Here is a 16,275-nt window from a genome sequence, read left to right as displayed (position 1 = left end):
CCATGGGGTTGATGGCGGGAATTCAGCACCGGCCCCCAAGACCCGCTTTACTTACCGCTACCACCCACCACCCATCCGCAAAATTGTTTCAAAACTTGACGCATCTGGCTTCACCTATCATATTGATAGTTAGCAAACTAACTGTATGCGAACTATCCAGTGCCTCAATCCCTCGAACAACTCCAGATGAACCTCAGCAGCAGCATGGTGGTGGGCGCCCGTAACTGGCGCAAAATCTGCCAGACCACGCTGGTGAGCTATGGCATCTCCGAAGCCTGCGCCGTGCCGTTGTTGATGATCGGTCGCCTGGGCGACGGTGTGCACCAGGTCAAAGTGGCCCAGGCCTCGGGGATGGAAAGCCCGTCGTTGGTGCGCTTGCTCGACCGGCTGTGCACCGACGGTTACGTGTGCCGTACCGAAGACATCCACGACCGTCGCGCCAAGTCCCTCAGCCTCACCGAGCGTGGCCGCGAGTTGGTACAGGCGGTGGAAGTGCAGTTGGTACGCCTGCGCAAAGAAGTGCTGGCCGACATGACCCAAGGTGATATGGAGGCCGCGCTGCGCGTGCTGCGTGCCTTCGAGGCGGCGTCGCTTTGAACGGATTTTTTACCGGTTTCCCGCCCGCTCGTGATTGGTTCTACGGGGTGCGCACCTTCGCGGCCTCGATGATTGCCTTGTACATCGCCATGCTTATGCAAATGCCACGTCCGTACTGGGCGATGGCCACGGTGTATATCGTTTCCAGCCCGTTTGTCGGCCCGACCAGTTCCAAGGCGCTGTACCGTGCCATCGGCACCTTCATGGGCGCGGCGGCGGCCGTGCTGTTCGTGCCGATGTTCGTGCAGTCGCCCTACATGCTGGTGGTGGTGATTGCCCTGTGGACGGGCACTTTGCTGTTCCTGTCGATGCACCTGCGCACCGCCAACAACTACGCCCTGATGCTCGCCGGCTACACCTTGCCGTTGATCGCCTTGCCGGTGGTGGATAACCCGCTGGCGGTGTGGGATGTAGCTGAAGCGCGTACCGAAGAAATCTTCCTCGGTATCGCCGTAGCGGCGGTGGTGGGTGCGATGTTCTGGCCGCGCCGGCTGATGCCGGTGTTCGATGGCTCGGTGGCCAAGTGGTTTGCCGATGCCCAGGTCTACAGCCAACGCTTTATCACGCGCAATGTGGCGCCTGAAGAAATCAGCACCTTGCGCGGCGGCATGGTCGCCACCTTCAATACCCTCGAATTGATGATCGGCCAGCTGCCTCACGAAGGCGCACGGCCGCAGACGGTGCGCAATACCAAGGAGCTGCGCGGGCGCATGATTCACCTGCTGCCGGTGGTGGACGCCCTCGACGACGCGCTCTATGCCATCGAACATCGCGCGCCCGAGTTCCTCGATAAAATCACGCCGCTGCTGGAAGCGACCAGCCAGTGGCTGGAGGACACCCAAGAAGCGGCGCCAATGGAACGCTGGCGCGTCCTGCGTGATCAGGTCGACGCCCTGCAGCCCAGCGGCGAAGCGCTCGACGATCGTCACACGCTGCTGTTCTCCAATGCGCTGTATCGTCTGGCCGAGTGGATCGACCTGTGGCAGGACTGCCGCAGCCTGCAAGCCGCCATCCAGTGCGAAAGCCAGGACACCTGGCGCGCCGTCTACCGCCACTGGCGCCTGGGCCGGCTCACGCCGTTCCTCGACCGTGGGCTGATGTTCTACTCGGCGTTTTCCACCGTCACCGCGATCATTGTCGCGTCGGTATTGTGGATCCTGCTCGGCTGGACCGACGGCGGCAGCGCGGTGATCCTGGCCGCCGTCGCCTGCAGCTTTTTTGCCTCGATGGACGATCCGGCGCCGCAGATCTACCGGTTCTTTTTCTGGACCGCCATGTCGGTGTTGTTCGCCAGTCTCTATCTGTTCCTGGTGCTGCCCAATCTGCACGACTTTCCGATGCTGGTGCTGGCCTTCGCGGTGCCGTTCATCTGCATCGGCACGCTCACTGTACAGCCGCGTTTCTACCTGGGCATGTTGCTGACGCTGGTGAACACCTCGTCGTTCATCAGCATCCAGGGTGCTTACGACGCCGACTTCCTCAACTTCGCCAACGTCAACCTGGCCGGGCCGGTGGGCCTGCTGTTCGCCTTTGTGTGGACGCTGATCGCGCGGCCTTTCGGCGCCGAGCTGGCGGCCAAGCGCCTGACCCGTTTCAGCTGGCGCGACATCGTCAGCCTCACCGAACCTGCGACCCTGGCCGAACACCGCCACATGGCCGTGCAGATGCTCGACCGCCTGATGCAACACCTGCCGCGCCTGGCCCTGATCAACCAGGACACCGGCACCGCCCTGCGCGATTTGCGCGTGGCGCTGAACCTGCTCGATTTGCTGGCCTACTCGCCGCGCATCCTCGGCGTGCCACGGGTGTTGCTCAACCAAGTGGTGGAAGGCGTGGGCGGCTACTTCAAGGCGTGTCTCAAGGCCGGTGAACGCTTGCCCGCGCCCAGCGGTCTGCTGATGACCCTGGACCGCACGCGCCGTGCCCTCAACGGCCAAGGCCTGCAAGACGAAGACGACACCCGCCTGCACTTGCTGCACGCGCTGGCCGGTTTGCGCCTGGCGTTGCTGCCGGGTGTGGAGTTCATTGGCGGCACTGAGATGCAAGCGCCGCTGCCTGATGGAGCGCCTTTATGATCGGTGATCTGGATATCAGCGGGGTGTTCCTGCCCACGCTGCTGGTGCTGATGGGCATTACGTATGTGTTGTTCCTGGTGGTGCACGGGTTGTTGACCCGCCTCCACTTCTATCGCCTGGTCTGGCACCGGGCATTGTTCAATGTGGGGCTGTACGCGCTGTTGCTGGGCGCGGTGGACTCACTCAGTCGATACCTGATGACATGAAAAAACCTTTTTTGACCATCGGCCGTGTAGTCCTCACGCTGTTGATCGTGACGTTTGCGGTCGTCGTGGTGTGGCGCATGGTCATGTACTACATGTTTGCCCCCTGGACCCGTGACGGCCACATCCGTGCCGACATCGTGCAGATCGCCCCGGACGTGTCCGGGCTGATCCAGCGCGTGGACGTGCACGACAACCAGTTGGTGACCAAAGGCCAGGTGCTCTTCGCCGTCGACCAGGACCGCTTCAAGCTGGCCTTGCGCCAAGCCCAGGCCGCCGTGGCCGACCGCCGGGAAACCCTGGCCCAGGCCCAGCGCGAGTACAAGCGCAACCGAGGCCTGGGCAACCTGGTGCCCAGCGAGCAACTGGAAGAAAGCCAATCCCGCGTGGCCCGTGCCCAGTCGGCCCTGGCCGAAGCCCAGGTGACGGTGGATTCCGCGCAACTGAACCTCGACCGCTCGGTGATCCGCAGCCCCGTGGACGGCTACGTCAACGACCGTGCGCCGCGTACCCAGGAGTTCGTCACCGCCGGGCGCCCGGTGCTGTCGGTGGTGGACAGCAATTCGTTCCATATCGACGGCTATTTCGAAGAAACCAAGCTCGACGGTATCCATGTCGGCATGGGCGTGGACATCCGGGTGATCGGCGACAACGCCCGCCTGCATGGCCACGTGCAAAGCATCGTCGCCGGTATCGAAGACCGCGACCGCAGCAGCGGCTCCAACCTGCTGCCCAACGTCAATCCGGCGTTCAGCTGGGTGCGCCTGGCCCAGCGGATTCCGGTGCGTATCGCCTTTGACGATGTGCCGGCGGACTTCCGCATGATCGCCGGGCGCACGGCCACCGTCTCGATCATCGGCGACAAGGTTAAAGACGGAGACAAGCCATGAAGCAGCTGCTGGCCACCGCTACGCTGGGGTTGCTGCTGTCGGCCTGCCAAGTGGTGGGGCCGGATTACACGCTGCCGGAAAAGTCCGCCATCAACCGGAGCGACCTGCAAGGGCAGATTGCCGGCGAGGGTGGCAACGTCGTCTCGGCCCCGGTGCCGGCCGACTGGTGGAAGCTGTACAAGGACCCGCGCCTGGATGAGCTGGTGCGCCAGGCCATGGCCTCCAACACCGACTTGCGGGTGGCCGCCGCCAACCTGCAGCGCGCGCGGTTCCAGACCCAGGAAGCTGAGTCCGCAGGCGGCTGGAGCGCGGGCGCAAAGGCCGAGGCCCAGCGTCTGCAGGAATCCGGTGAAGCGTTTTTGCTGACGGAAAAAGTCCCGGTGGCCAACATCGGCAGCGTGGGGATCACCACCTCGTACCAGTTCGATTTGTTCGGCGCCTTGCAGCGCGGTATCGAAAGCGCCCAGGCCAACGCGGATGCGGCTCAGGCCGCTGCCGACATCGCCCGCATCACCCTGGTGGCGGATGTCGTGCGTTCCTACACCCAGGTGTGCGCAGCCAATGAAGAGCTGGCCATCGCCAACGAGTCCCTCGACCTGCAAGCCCAGAGCACCCAGCTGACCCAACGCCTGCGCGACGCCGGGCGGGGCGATGAAACCCAGGTCACCCGTTCGCAGACCCAATACAAATCCCTGCGCGCCGACATGCCGCGCTACGAAGCAGCGCGCCAGGCCGGACTGTTCCGCCTGTCGATGCTGCTGGCCAAGCCGGTGGATCAATTGCCGGCCGGCACCGGCACTTGCGCCGAGCTGCCGCATATCGCGCAATTGCTGCCGGTGGGCGATGGCGCTGCGCTGCTCAAGCGCCGGCCCGATGTGCGCCAGGCCGAACGCCAACTGGCCGCCGCCACGGCGCGTATCGGTGTGGCCACCGCTGCGCTGTACCCTGACATCAGCATTGGCGCCACCGTGGGTACCGTCGGCATACTGGACGACTTGGGCACGGCGCCCACTAACCGCTGGGGCTTCGGCCCGATGATCAGCTGGACGGTGCCGACCAACGGCGCCCGCGCACGCATCCACGAAGCCGAAGCCGCCACCCAGGGCGCCCTGGCCCACTTCGACGGCGTGGTGCTCAATGCCATCCGCGAAACCCAGACCGGCCTGGCGCAATACACCGCGCAACTGCAACGCCGTGATGCCCTGAATGAGGCCGGCGAGTCCGCGAAGGAAGCGGCGGGCCAGACCCATCGCTTCTTCCAGGCCGGTCGCGCGTCGTTCCTGGCCGACCTGCAAGCCACCCGCACCTATACCGATGTGCGCGCCCAGCTGGCGGCGGCCAACACCCAGGTTGCCATGAGCCAGATCGATCTGTTCCTGGCCCTGGGCGGCGGCTGGGAAAGCGGACGAACGCAAGCGTCACAGCCCGGCAAACCCTGAGCTAAAAGCTATGCTTGGTCAGGTGGGGCGCCGTGACGCTCCACCTGACACTGCTCGCGTTTGCTCATGGGGATTCCAATAATGAAAAACCCTTATGCTCCCGCTTTCTGGTGCGTGCTCTTCGCACTGGTGCTGTTATCGGCTGCTTATTTCTACGGCGTCATGCTGGCTCACCAACTCGACAAGGCCATGGTGTTTCTCGACAGCGCTTGCCTGGTGATCGGCACCCTGTCCATCGGTGTGGTGGCCTGGGCCTCCTACCAAAATCAGCGGGTGAAGCGAAAGCTCCTCGAACAGGGCAAGACCCGTGTCGCGATCTGGGACACCAAGGTCGCGTTGCGCCGGGTCGAGACGGTGTTCGACCGCTATTTCTGGGGCAGCTATTGGCAGCCGGGGCGTACCTTCCAGGAAGTCATGGGCGACCTTACCGGCACCCCCCTGGAAAAAAGCCTCGAAGTCCTGAAAAAACAGTGCGTGGCGCTCGATAAACAAGTTGCCGAAGGTAGGCACTGGCTGAATAACGCGCGGGAATTGTCCGACGTAGCCACGCAAATGGCCCGCGAGCGCTACCAGTTGGACTTCTGCGACCCCAAGGCCGATACCCCGGGCAACGCCGTGATACACCGCGAGTTTGAGGTGCTGGTGTACACCTGGACGGCGCGGTTGAAGAGTTTCGACCACCAGTTGGATGAAATTGAGTTGGAGTACTCCTGAACTACTGCTGAACTGATCCCTCTGAAAAGCTGGGCCGTTCGCGGCCCCCAGTGCTAATCTTCCCCCGTTTTCGGCGGGCTTGAGCCAATCCCCTTGGGGTTCAAGGAAGACAGCCCACTTCTCACAGGATTTGATCAGGTCACTTCATGAATAAGCCAGCAGTCGTTCTTTTGGGTTTTGTTGTCGCCGTGGGCGTCGTCAGTGCAGGCGGTGCCTGGTACACCGGCAAGCAGTTGGAGCCGGTGCTGCAAACGGCCGTGCAGGACGCCAACAAGGAACTGCAACGCTCCATGGCCGGCGTCGACGGCACCGTTTCCCTGGAGCTGGTGTCCCTGGACCGTGGCCTGTTCAGCAGTACCGCGCACTATCGCCTCAAGGGCCAGGGCTCGGTCTTCGGCGAACAGAACCCGAACCCCGAGCTGCTGATTGTCGACCATATCGAACACGGCCCGCTGCCGTTCTCGCGCCTGGTGTCGTTGAAATGGCTGCCGGTCATGGCCACCAGTCACTATGCACTGGAAAAGAACGCCACCACCGAGAAGTGGTTCGCTGCCGCCAAAGATGTATCGCCGCTCAAAGGCGTGGCCAATATCGGCTACAGCCGTTCGGTGAACGGCAATCTCGAACTGTTGCCCCTGGCGTTCAAGGACGAAACGTCCTCTGTGGACTTCTCCGGCCTCAACCTGGATTTCGACAGCACTGCCGAAGGCAAGAAGGTCAAGGTGGATGGCTACGTGAACAGCCTCAAACTGGCCGTTGTCGACGCCAATGGCGCGCCATTCGACGCTGAGTTTGCCGGCCTGACCGTGGCCAGCAACCTGGAGAAATCCACCTTCGGCTTCTATACCGGCCAGAACACCATCGAGCTGAGCGACACCAAAGTCACCTTCGGCCCGCAGAAAGCCGTGCTGACCCTCAAGGGCTTCGAGCAGAAAGACTCCAGCGAAGTCAAAGACAACAACATGGCCGGCCGCGTCGATTACAAGATCGACGAGATCGGCTACCAGGGCAAACCGGTCGGCTCTGCCGCCATGGCCCTGAGCGTGAAGAACATCGATGTGCCTTCGGGCCTGGTGCTGACCAAGCTGTACCAGGACAAGATGCAGCCGGTGCAAGCCGCTGCCGCTGCCGGACAACCGGTGCCGGAGTTGCAACTCACCGAAGCCGAGCAGGCCCTGGCCGAAGCCAACGTCAACCAGTTGCTGGCTGCCAAGCCGCACCTGGCGCTGGAAAACCTGTCGCTGAAAACCACCCACGGCGAGAGCAAATTCAACCTGGTGCTGGACTTGGCCAAACCGACCTCCATGGAGCTGCCGCCGGTTGAACTGGGCAAGCAGATGGTCTCGCTGCTGGACGCCAACCTGACGCTGTCCAAGCCGATGATCGCCGACGTGGCGGCCCTGCAAGCGCAGGTCGGCGGTGTGACCGATCCTAAAGCCATCGAGCAGCAATCCCAGATGGCCAGCGAAATGGTCAGCGGCATGGCCGTGGGTACGCAGCTGGCAACCCTGGTGGGCAGCGATGTGGTGTCCAAGCTGCACTACGCCAACAATGAAGTGACCTTCAATGGCCAGAAAATGACCGTCGAGCAATTCATCAGCTTCGTGATGTCCAAGGTCGGTGCGGTTGGCGGCGCGCAGTAAAAATTTCGTCATCGCCCTGAAATAAAAATGGGGGAGCGGGGTTAGCTGCGATAAAGGTCAAACCGTCGACACCTATGTCGACTGGCAACCCTCTATCGCAGCTAACCCTGCTCCCCCATTCGTATTTCAGATTTGCAGTGCAATTCTGAACAATTGTTATGACTTGTCCTTTTCCATCCACGCGTCGGGGATAGTTCCTACAGGAAAGCTAGGTCGGGTCACGAGACGCCGACACCCTGATGCAAACCGCTCAGGACCACCTATCGTTACAGCTTTCCGTGTGTAAGGAAGCTCACGATATGCTGCGAACACTCCCACTCAGTGCCTCAGGCCGGTTGCGGCTGCTCATCGGGGTAACCTTGTGCAGCCAGTTGCTGATGCCCACTTTCGCCATGGCCGACCCGGCCTATGACGCCCTGATCATCCAGGCGCGCAACGGCAACTTCACCCCCGCCCTGACTCAATTGCGCCAATTGCCAGCCGAGCGCCAGACGCCAGGCCAGATCAGCGACCACCTGGTGATCGCCGGTTGGGCCGGCCAGGATGCCGAGGTGCTGAAGGTTTACGAGGCCCAGGGGCAGAATCGCAACCTGACCGCCCAGGCGCTGGCCACGGTTGCGCGCACGTATCGTAACCAGAAGCAGTGGGCGCAGGCCGAAGCGGTCTATCGCAAGGCGCTGCTGCGTGAGCCGAATAACATTGACCTGCAATTGGGCCTGGCCCTCACCGAGGCTGACGGTGGCAAAGCCAACGCAGCGGTGCAACGCACACGCGCACTGGTGGCTGCCAAGCCCGACGATCCCAACCGCCGGATGGCGCTGGGCTACGCGCTGACCCGTGCAGGCTTGCAGTACGACGCGCTGTTTGAATTCGACCAGGCCTTTATTCGCGCCGGCGACAAGCCTGAGGTCGCCCGCGAATACGTGGTCGCCCTGCAAAAGGCCCGTCTGCCGCAGCCGGCGTTGCGTCTCTCGGCCCAGCGTCCGGGGCTTGTCGACCCGGTGACCCAGCGTCGCCTCGAAGGTGACCTGGCCGCCGAGCGTGTGCGCATCGCCGAGTTCGCAACGCGTACCGAGAAAGAACGCTATGTCATCGCCGACCGTGCGCTGCAGGACTACGACAGGCTCCTTGCTCGCTGGACCCCTGACGCCACCGCCCATGACGACGTGGTGATCTGGCGCATCGACCGCCTGGGCGCGCTCAAGGCACGGGCGCGTACCGCAGAGGTGATCCGCGAATACGAGACCCTCCAGGCCGAAGGTGTGCGCTTGCCCACCTACGCCAAGCGTTGGGTGGCCGCGTCCTACCTCGATCAGCGTCTGCCGGAAAAGGCCGCGCCGTTGTACCGCGAGGCGCTGGATGCTCCCGATGCGGACGTGGGCGACCGTGTAGAAGACACCACCGCGCTGTTCTACGCCTTGCTCGAAAACGACCAGGTGGATGAAGCGCGTGCGGTCGCCAAGCACTTGGCCGACACCCAGAAACCCCGGGTTGAACTGAAGGGGCTGCCGATCGGCAACCCGAACGATGAGTGGATGGACGCCCAACAATTGTCCGCACAGGCCGGCACCTATGGCGCCGACCTGCCGTCCAGCGAAAAGGCCCTGGAGGAGTTGGTGGGCAAGGCCCCTGGCAGCATCGGCCTGCGTCTGGCGCAAGCGGAAATGTACCGCGCCCGCGACTGGCCTAGACGCGCTGAAAGCTCGCTCAAGGAAACCGAAGCGCAGAGCCCGCGCGACATCGGCCTGGAAATGTCGCAGGGCTTCACCGCGCTGGACCTGCAGGAATGGCGTCAACTCGACATCCTCACCGACGACGTGGTCGCCCGCAACCCGGACAACCGCCAGGTGCAGCGCCTGCAACGCCTGCGCGAAGTGCATGACATGGCCGAGCTGCGGGTCGAGGCCTACACCGGGAAAAGCTTCGGCGGCGGTAACAACGGCGATGCCGGTGCCGTCTCGGGCAGCCGTGACTGGGGCATTGAAAGCCGCCTCTACACGCCACCCATCGACGAAGACTGGCGCCTGTTCGCCGGTGCCGGCTATGCCCGCGCCACGTTCGAAGAGGGCACCGGGCAGCATCGTTGGCAAGTGGTTGGCGTAGAGCGGCGCACACGCGACATGACCATTGAGGCCGAGGTCTCCAACCATTCCTACGGCGATGGCTCAAAACAAGGCGCCGCCGTGTCGATTGCCCGCGACATCAACGACAACTGGCAATACGGCGGCAGCCTGGGTTACCTGCTATCCACCACGCCACTGCGCGCATTGAATGACGGGATCACAGCCAACGGCGGCAGCGGTTTCATCCGCTGGCGCGCCAACGAAAGCCGTGAATGGAAACTGACCCTCAGCCCTTCCCATTTCAGCGACGGCAACGACCGCTTCGAAGCCTTGCTCAGTGGCCGCGAAGGCCTCTACAGCTCGCCGAAAGTACAGGTGGACCTGGGCCTGGAAGTCGGCGCCAGCCGCAACAGCAAGGAAGACACGATCTACTTCAACCCGAAGTCGGACTTCACCGTGTTGCCCGTCCTCAACATCAACCACGTGCTCTATCACCGCTACGAGACCCAGTGGAGTCAGCAGTTCCAGGTCGGTGCGGGTACCTACAGCCAGCGGGACTATTCCACCGGTGGCATCGGTCTGGTGGGCTACGGCCAACGCTTTCGCTGGAACGATGTACTGGAAGCCGGCGCCAACCTGAGCCTGGTCAGCCGACCATACGACGGTGATCGTGAACGCGATCTGCGTCTGCTCGTCGACCTCACTTACCGTTTCTAGAAGAGCCTGACCATGACCGTCTTCAGCCGTTGCCTGTTGATCCTGGGTGTAATGCTGGCCAGTGCCTGCGCCCAGCAACCCGCACCTTTCACCCCACCCGCCGAGCGGCCGACACCGGCCAACGAAGCGCCGTGGCCGAAAAACCATTTCCTGGGCATTGCCTATCACGACGTCGAGGATCGCGACCCCGATCAGGCAGTGGTGGCGGTGCGCACCGAACGTTTGATCGAGCAGTTGGCCTGGCTGCGCGAGAACGGCTACCAGGCGGTCAGCGTCGACCAGATCCTGGCGGCGCGCAACGGTGGGCCGGCGTTGCCGCCCAAAGCCATCATGCTCAGCTTCGATGACGGCTACTCCAGTTTCTACACCCGGGTGATGCCGGTGCTGCGCGCCTATCGCTGGCCGGCGCTGCTGGCGCCAGTGGGCTACTGGATCGATACGCCGATGAACCAGCCGGTGGACTTCGCCGGCCAGCCACGGCCGCGTGGGGAGTTCCTGACCTGGCAGCAGATTCGCGAAGTGTCGCAGTCGGGCCTGGTGGAAATTGCCGCGCATACCGACAACAACCATAAAGGCATCCTGGCCAACCCCCAGGGCAACCTGGAGCCGGCGGCAACCTCGCTGCGCTTTGATCCGGCGACGGGCCGCTATGAAAGCCAGGCGCAGTTCGATGCGCGCATGCGTGCCGACGTCGTAGCCATCTCCAACAAGATCCAGAACGTCACCGGCAAGAAACCACGCGTCTGGGTATGGCCTTACGGTGCTGCCAAGGGCACCTCGCTGGCGATCATTGGCGAGCAGGGCTACCAGATGGCCCTGACCCTGGAAGATGGTCTCGACAGCTCCGCCGACTTGATGAACAGCCCGCGCTTCCTGGTGGCGTCCGACCCGGATGGCGAGCACTTCGCCAACAGCATTGTCGCGGCGCAGGCCAAGGCACCGCTGCGCGTGTTGCACGTGGACCTGGATAACGTCTACGACCCGGACCCGGCCCAACAGGCACGCAACCTCGACCAGCTTGTACAGCGAGTGGTGGACATGGGCGCGGGCACCGTGTTCCTGCAAGCCTTCGCCGATCCCAAGGGCGACGGCCTGGTGCATGAACTGTACTTCCCCAACCGTCACCTGCCGGTACGTGCCGACCTGTTCAACCGCGTCTCCTGGCAGTTGCACACCCGGGCTCATGCTGCGGTGTACGCGTGGATGCCGGTGCTCAGCTTTGCCCTCGACCCCAAGCTGCCACGGGTGACACGTTGGGACCCGAAAACCGGCCAGGTCGGCCTCGACCCGGACCAATACAAGCGTCTGTCGCCGTTTGATCCGCAGGTGCGCAAGATCATTGGTGAAATCTACGAAGACCTGGCGCGCAACAACGCCATCGACGGCGTGCTGTACCACGACGATGCGGTGTTCAACGATTTCGAAGATGCCAGCCCTGCCGCGCTCAAGGCCTATGTCGCCGCCGGCCTGCCGGGCACGATTCAGGCCTTGCGTGCCGACCCTGCGGTGATGCAACGCTGGACGCGCTTCAAGAGCCGCTACCTGATCGACTTCACCAAGGAGCTGACCGCCAAGGTCCGCGCCATCGGAGGGCCGCAGTTGCTGACGGCGCGCAATATCTTCGCCGAGCCGATGCTCAACCCAGGCAGCGAAGCCTGGTTCGCGCAGAACCTCGATGACTTCCTCCAGACCTACGACTGGACCGCGCCCATGGCCATGCCGCTGATGGAAGGCCAGGAATACAAAACCTCCAACGCCTGGCTGGAAAAGCTGGTGGCGACGGTCAAGGCACGCCCTGGCGCGCTGGAGCGCACCGTATTCGAACTGCAAGCCAAAGACTGGCGCACCAAGGCCGCACCGGACATCGACAGTCAACAGATGGCTGAGTGGATGGGTGTGCTCAAGCGCCAGGGTGTCACGAGTTTTGGCTACTACCCGGACAACTTCCTGGAAAACTCCCCGGACCTGAAGACTGTGCGTCCGGCCCTTTCCAACCAATGGAACCCTTGACCATGTTCGATAGAATCCTGGCTTTATTCGTGCTGGCATTGGTATTGGGTGTGCCCCTGGGCCTGATCTTCCTGGTCACCGGGCAGTTCCTGATGGACTTTGTGTTCTTCTACCCGCTGTTCATGTCGGCGTTGTGGATCGCGGGCGGCCTGTACTTCTGGCTGCACTGGGAGCGCCATTGGCCGTGGAAAGAAGACACTCCGGCACCAACCCTGGCCGGCAACCCGCTGATCTCGATCATCATCCCTTGCTACAACGAGGGCGATAACGCGGCCGACACCATCCATGCGGCGTTGGGCCAGTTGTACCCGAACATTGAAGTGATCGCGGTCAATGACGGCTCCAAGGACAACACCGCCGCAGTGCTCGACGCCCTGGCATTGGAGCATCCACGCCTAAGGGTGCTGCACCTGGCGCAGAACCAGGGCAAGGCCGTGGCCCTGCGCATGGGCGCCGTGGCGGCGCGCAGTGAATACCTGGTGTGCATCGATGGCGACGCGTTGCTCGACAAAAACGCTGCCGCCTACATGGTCGCGCCGATGCTCGACAACCCGCGCCTGGGTGCGGTCACCGGCAACCCACGCATCCGCACGCGTTCGACGCTGATCGGTCGAGTGCAGGTGGGCGAGTTCTCTTCGATCATCGGCTTGATCAAGCGTACGCAACGGGTGTTCGGCCGGATCTTCACGGTGTCGGGTGTGGTAGTAGCGTTCCGTAAAAAGGCGCTGGACCGCATCGACTACTGGAGCACCGACATGATCACCGAGGACATCGATGTCAGTTGGAAGCTGCAGCTCGATCACTGGAGCATCTTCTACGAGCCTCGCGCCCTGTGCTGGATCCTGATGCCGGAAACCGTCGGCGGCCTGTGGAAGCAGCGCCTGCGTTGGGCCCAGGGCGGTGCCGAAGTGCTGTTCAAGAACATCCGTGGCATCTGGCAATGGCGCCATCGCTACCTGTGGCCGCTGTTGTTCGAGTACTGCCTCTCCACCGGTTGGGCGTTTACCTTCCTGCTGTCGGTGATCTTCTACGTACTCGGCAAATTCATGGTGCTGCCACCGGCCATTACCGTGGACTCGCTGGTACCGCCGGCGTTTACCGGGCTGGTATTGGCGATGGTGTGCCTGGTGCAGTTCGCGGTGAGCATCATGATCGACCGCCGCTACGAAAAAGACCTGTGGAAAACCCTGTTCTGGACGGTGTGGTACCCGATGGTGTTCTGGCTGGTGAGCCTGTTTACCACCCTGGTCAGTTTCCCCAAGGTGCTGTTCAACCAGCATCGCAAGCGTGCGCGCTGGGTCAGCCCCGATCGCGGCATCAAACCCATTGAAGAGGAGGCGTGATCATGAAACTGGTCAGAACCCGCCAACGTTTGGTGATGTGGATCATTGATGTGCTGTTGACCCTGATGGCCTGGGCCGGGTTGATCTGGCTGCTGGCGCGGGGGATCACTTCGATGCTGGAAACCCACGGTGGGCCGCGCATCGAGGCACCGATTTTTGCCGCGCTCAATACCCTGCAGGTGTACCTGTGGATTGCATTGTTCAATGCCGTGATCCTGGTCACTTGGGCGCGCTACCAGCAACGCAAGGGGCGCAAGTTTGCCCAGCGCCGTGCCGAGGGCAACGCCCTCAGCGATAAGCGCCTGAGCGAGAGCTTCAGCCTCGGTGAAGGGGACCTGGAGCAGTTGCGCCGACCCGGGGTGTTGGTCATCCAGAATGACGACGAGGGCGGTGTGGCGGGTGTGAAGTCCCATGTCTCCCGCGATGTAGAAAAGCCGGGGCTGACCCTGGTGCCCGGCAAGGACCAGAACAAAGACGCCAGCTGAGCCAGCAGGCTGCAAGGTCGTTCCCATGCAAGGTGGGAACGACTTCGGTTAATCCCGACAAATGGGATCCAATTCACAAAACACCCGCGAACTTTTCTGCTTTTCCCGGTACTAACCTATCTCGGCAGGAACTTGATGGCCAATTAATGGCAATTTCTAAGTTCTCCGATGAATCGCGATCAATAGTGCTGCCGCTGGTCGGAATAATACTTCCGATGACAGCCCGCTCATCTGATTGATTATTTTTAGTTGTTATTAATCAAATGCTTGCGTGAATAACTAGTACGAATGTGAAACTAGCTCGGTCTTTTGAGTTGGTGAAAGTTCGATGTTAGTTTGCCGGCCCTTGATTTTCGACGGATCGAACATGTCTTTATTATTGCCACGGACTCGGTACTTTCTGTGCACTTTCCTGCTCGCTTATTTGAGCCTGAACAGTGCCATGGCCGCCCCTACGCCAGGGGACCAGGACCTGATCCGCGACCGCCAGAACCGTCTTCTGGAAGAGCAGCGTCGGCGCCTGGAAGAACTCCAGGACCTGCCTGGCAAAGAAGCAAAGCCCCAGGCCCCGGCCACGCCGGTCGACACCCGCTGCTTCCCGATCAAAGACATCGAACTCAAGGGCGCCGACAGCCTGTCCGGCGCCGACCGCACGCGTCTGCTCAAACCCTACATCGGCCAATGCCTGGGCGTGGCGCAGCTCAATGAGCTGCTCAAGGTGATCACCGACTACTACATCGCCAAGGGCCGCGTCACCAGCCGTGCCTACCTGCCGCAACAGGACCTTTCCAGTGGCCACCTGCAGGTGCTGGTGGTGGAAGGCAAACTCGAAGGCTTGAAAGGCGCGCAGGGTAGCACCGTCACCGACCGCGAACTGGCCATGGCGTTTCCTGGCAAGGTCGGCGAGGCGCTGAACCTGCGGGAGGTCGAGCAACTGGTCGACCAGCTCAGCCGCTTGCCGTCCAGGCAGGCGCAGATGGAATTGACCCCCGGCAGCCAGATCGGCGGCAGTGAAGTGCTGGTCAAGAACACCCCGCAAAAGCCCTGGCGCGCCAGCCTGTCGCGTAACAACGACGGGCAGAAAAGCACCGGCGAACAGCAATGGGGCGCAGGCCTGGAATGGGACAGCCCCCTGGGCCTGGCCGATCAACTGATCCTGCGCGGTGGTCACGACGCCATCAGCGACCACCAGAAAACCTCGAAAAACAGCATGCTGTATTACAACGTGCCGTGGGGCTGGTGGAACTTCAGTTACACCTACAGCGAGAGCGACTACCGCACGCCGGGCGACCTTGACGGCTACAAGTACAAGCAGACAGGCGACAGCCAGAACCACCAGCTGCGTGCCGAGCGCGTGGTGCATCGCGATGACGTGAGCAAGACCTCGGTCAATGTCGGCCTGACCCATCTACGCACCAACAACTACTTCAACGACGAGCGCCTGGACGTCAGCAGCAACCGCCTCAGCGAGTTCCAGGTGGGCATCAACCATGGACGCCGTATCGGCAGCGCCTTCGTCAACCTGGATGTCGGCATGCAGAACGGCACCGGTGCCTTTGACGCCCAGAAGGATGACCAGGAACGTATCCGCGGCAACCTCACCCCAACCCCGCGCTACCGCAAATACACCGCCACGTTGAGCTACCTGCAACCTTTCACGCTGTGGGGCGAATCGTTGAGTTTTTCCAGCCTGGCCACCGGGCAGCGCAGTGAAGACGTGTTGTACCCGGCGCAACGCATGAGCCTCGGCGGCTCGTACTCGGTGCGTGGGTTCAAGGACCAGCAACTGACCGGCGACAGCGGCGGCTACTGGCGCAACGAAGTGCGCTGGGCCCGCCCGGTGACCCTCGACTGGATGCGCCCGGCCTTTGCCGAATACGGCGCCAGCGTCGGCTATGACCAGGGCGTGATTCGCCACGATCGCTACAACGATGAGCAGCACGGCCGGGTGTCGAGTAACTCCCTCGAGCTGTTCGCCCGCGGCAAAAACGTCAGCACCAGCGTGACCTTTGCCCACTCCCTGGAGCGACCTGGCGTGATGACCGAGCGCGAAGCGCCGATCTATTTCCGCCTGGATTTCTACCTGTAATTCAACG

Annotated in this window: 12 protein-coding genes; all 12 read left to right on the top strand. The window is 62.3% G+C overall.

All coding sequences use genetic code 11. From position 1 onward, the window contains the following. Positions 1-186 precede the first annotated feature (186 nt). Positions 187-597: a MarR family winged helix-turn-helix transcriptional regulator gene (locus tag BMX59_RS12720; protein WP_058425810.1), complete on the top strand. Its 411-nt coding sequence runs from the start codon at positions 187-189 to the stop codon at positions 595-597. Continuing rightward, positions 594-2,672: an FUSC family protein gene (locus BMX59_RS12715; RefSeq protein ID WP_092248756.1), complete on the top strand. Its 2,079-nt coding sequence runs from the start codon at positions 594-596 to the stop codon at positions 2,670-2,672. Before BMX59_RS12720 ends, BMX59_RS12715 begins: the two co-directional genes overlap by 4 nt. Further along, positions 2,669-2,878 carry a DUF1656 domain-containing protein gene (locus tag BMX59_RS12710; protein WP_010214247.1) on the top strand — a complete coding sequence of 70 codons (210 nt, stop codon included), beginning with the start codon at positions 2,669-2,671 and terminating at the stop codon, positions 2,876-2,878. Before BMX59_RS12715 ends, BMX59_RS12710 begins: the two co-directional genes overlap by 4 nt. Beyond that, a complete protein-coding gene (locus BMX59_RS12705) occupies positions 2,875-3,765 on the top strand; it encodes an efflux RND transporter periplasmic adaptor subunit (RefSeq protein ID WP_093121880.1) in 891 nt (296 codons plus the stop codon). Before BMX59_RS12710 ends, BMX59_RS12705 begins: the two co-directional genes overlap by 4 nt. Further along, positions 3,762-5,204, top strand: a complete 1,443-nt coding sequence (locus BMX59_RS12700; RefSeq protein WP_092248750.1) for an efflux transporter outer membrane subunit — start codon at positions 3,762-3,764, stop codon at positions 5,202-5,204. The genes BMX59_RS12705 and BMX59_RS12700 overlap by 4 nt, the downstream gene beginning before the upstream one ends. An 81-nt stretch (positions 5,205-5,285) precedes the next feature. Continuing rightward, positions 5,286-5,918 (top strand): NADH:ubiquinone oxidoreductase subunit N, encoded by a 633-nt coding sequence (locus tag BMX59_RS12695; protein ID WP_092248747.1) that lies wholly within the window; start codon positions 5,286-5,288, stop codon positions 5,916-5,918. A gap of 146 nt (positions 5,919-6,064) precedes the next feature. Continuing rightward, positions 6,065-7,561, top strand: coding sequence for a YdgA family protein (locus tag BMX59_RS12690; protein WP_093121873.1), 1,497 nt, complete (start codon positions 6,065-6,067; stop codon positions 7,559-7,561). A 299-nt stretch (positions 7,562-7,860) separates the two neighbouring features. Beyond that, a complete protein-coding gene (gene pgaA, locus BMX59_RS12685) occupies positions 7,861-10,341 on the top strand; it encodes a poly-beta-1,6 N-acetyl-D-glucosamine export porin PgaA (RefSeq protein WP_092248744.1) in 2,481 nt (826 codons plus the stop codon). Positions 10,342-10,353: 12 nt separating this feature from the next. Next, the gene (pgaB, locus tag BMX59_RS12680) at positions 10,354-12,351 is read left to right on the top strand and encodes a poly-beta-1,6-N-acetyl-D-glucosamine N-deacetylase PgaB (protein ID WP_071489606.1); all 1,998 of its coding nucleotides are present in this window, start codon (positions 10,354-10,356) and stop codon (positions 12,349-12,351) included. Positions 12,352-12,353: 2 nt separating this feature from the next. Further along, complete coding sequence (pgaC, locus tag BMX59_RS12675) at positions 12,354-13,694, top strand: poly-beta-1,6-N-acetyl-D-glucosamine synthase (RefSeq protein ID WP_071489607.1); 1,341 nt, start codon at positions 12,354-12,356, stop codon at positions 13,692-13,694. 2 nt (positions 13,695-13,696) lie between these two features. Continuing rightward, positions 13,697-14,179 (top strand): poly-beta-1,6-N-acetyl-D-glucosamine biosynthesis protein PgaD, encoded by a 483-nt coding sequence (pgaD, locus tag BMX59_RS12670; RefSeq protein ID WP_071489608.1) that lies wholly within the window; start codon positions 13,697-13,699, stop codon positions 14,177-14,179. A 367-nt stretch (positions 14,180-14,546) separates the two neighbouring features. Continuing rightward, positions 14,547-16,268 carry a ShlB/FhaC/HecB family hemolysin secretion/activation protein gene (locus tag BMX59_RS12665; protein ID WP_093121866.1) on the top strand — a complete coding sequence of 574 codons (1,722 nt, stop codon included), beginning with the start codon at positions 14,547-14,549 and terminating at the stop codon, positions 16,266-16,268. Positions 16,269-16,275 lie beyond the last annotated feature (7 nt).

The organism is Pseudomonas sp. NFR09 (assembly GCF_900111535.1).
GTDB lineage: Bacteria > Pseudomonadota > Gammaproteobacteria > Pseudomonadales > Pseudomonadaceae > Aquipseudomonas > Aquipseudomonas extremorientalis.
Note: the sequence above shows the minus strand (reverse complement) of the source record. Positions and strands in the feature narration are given on the sequence as shown.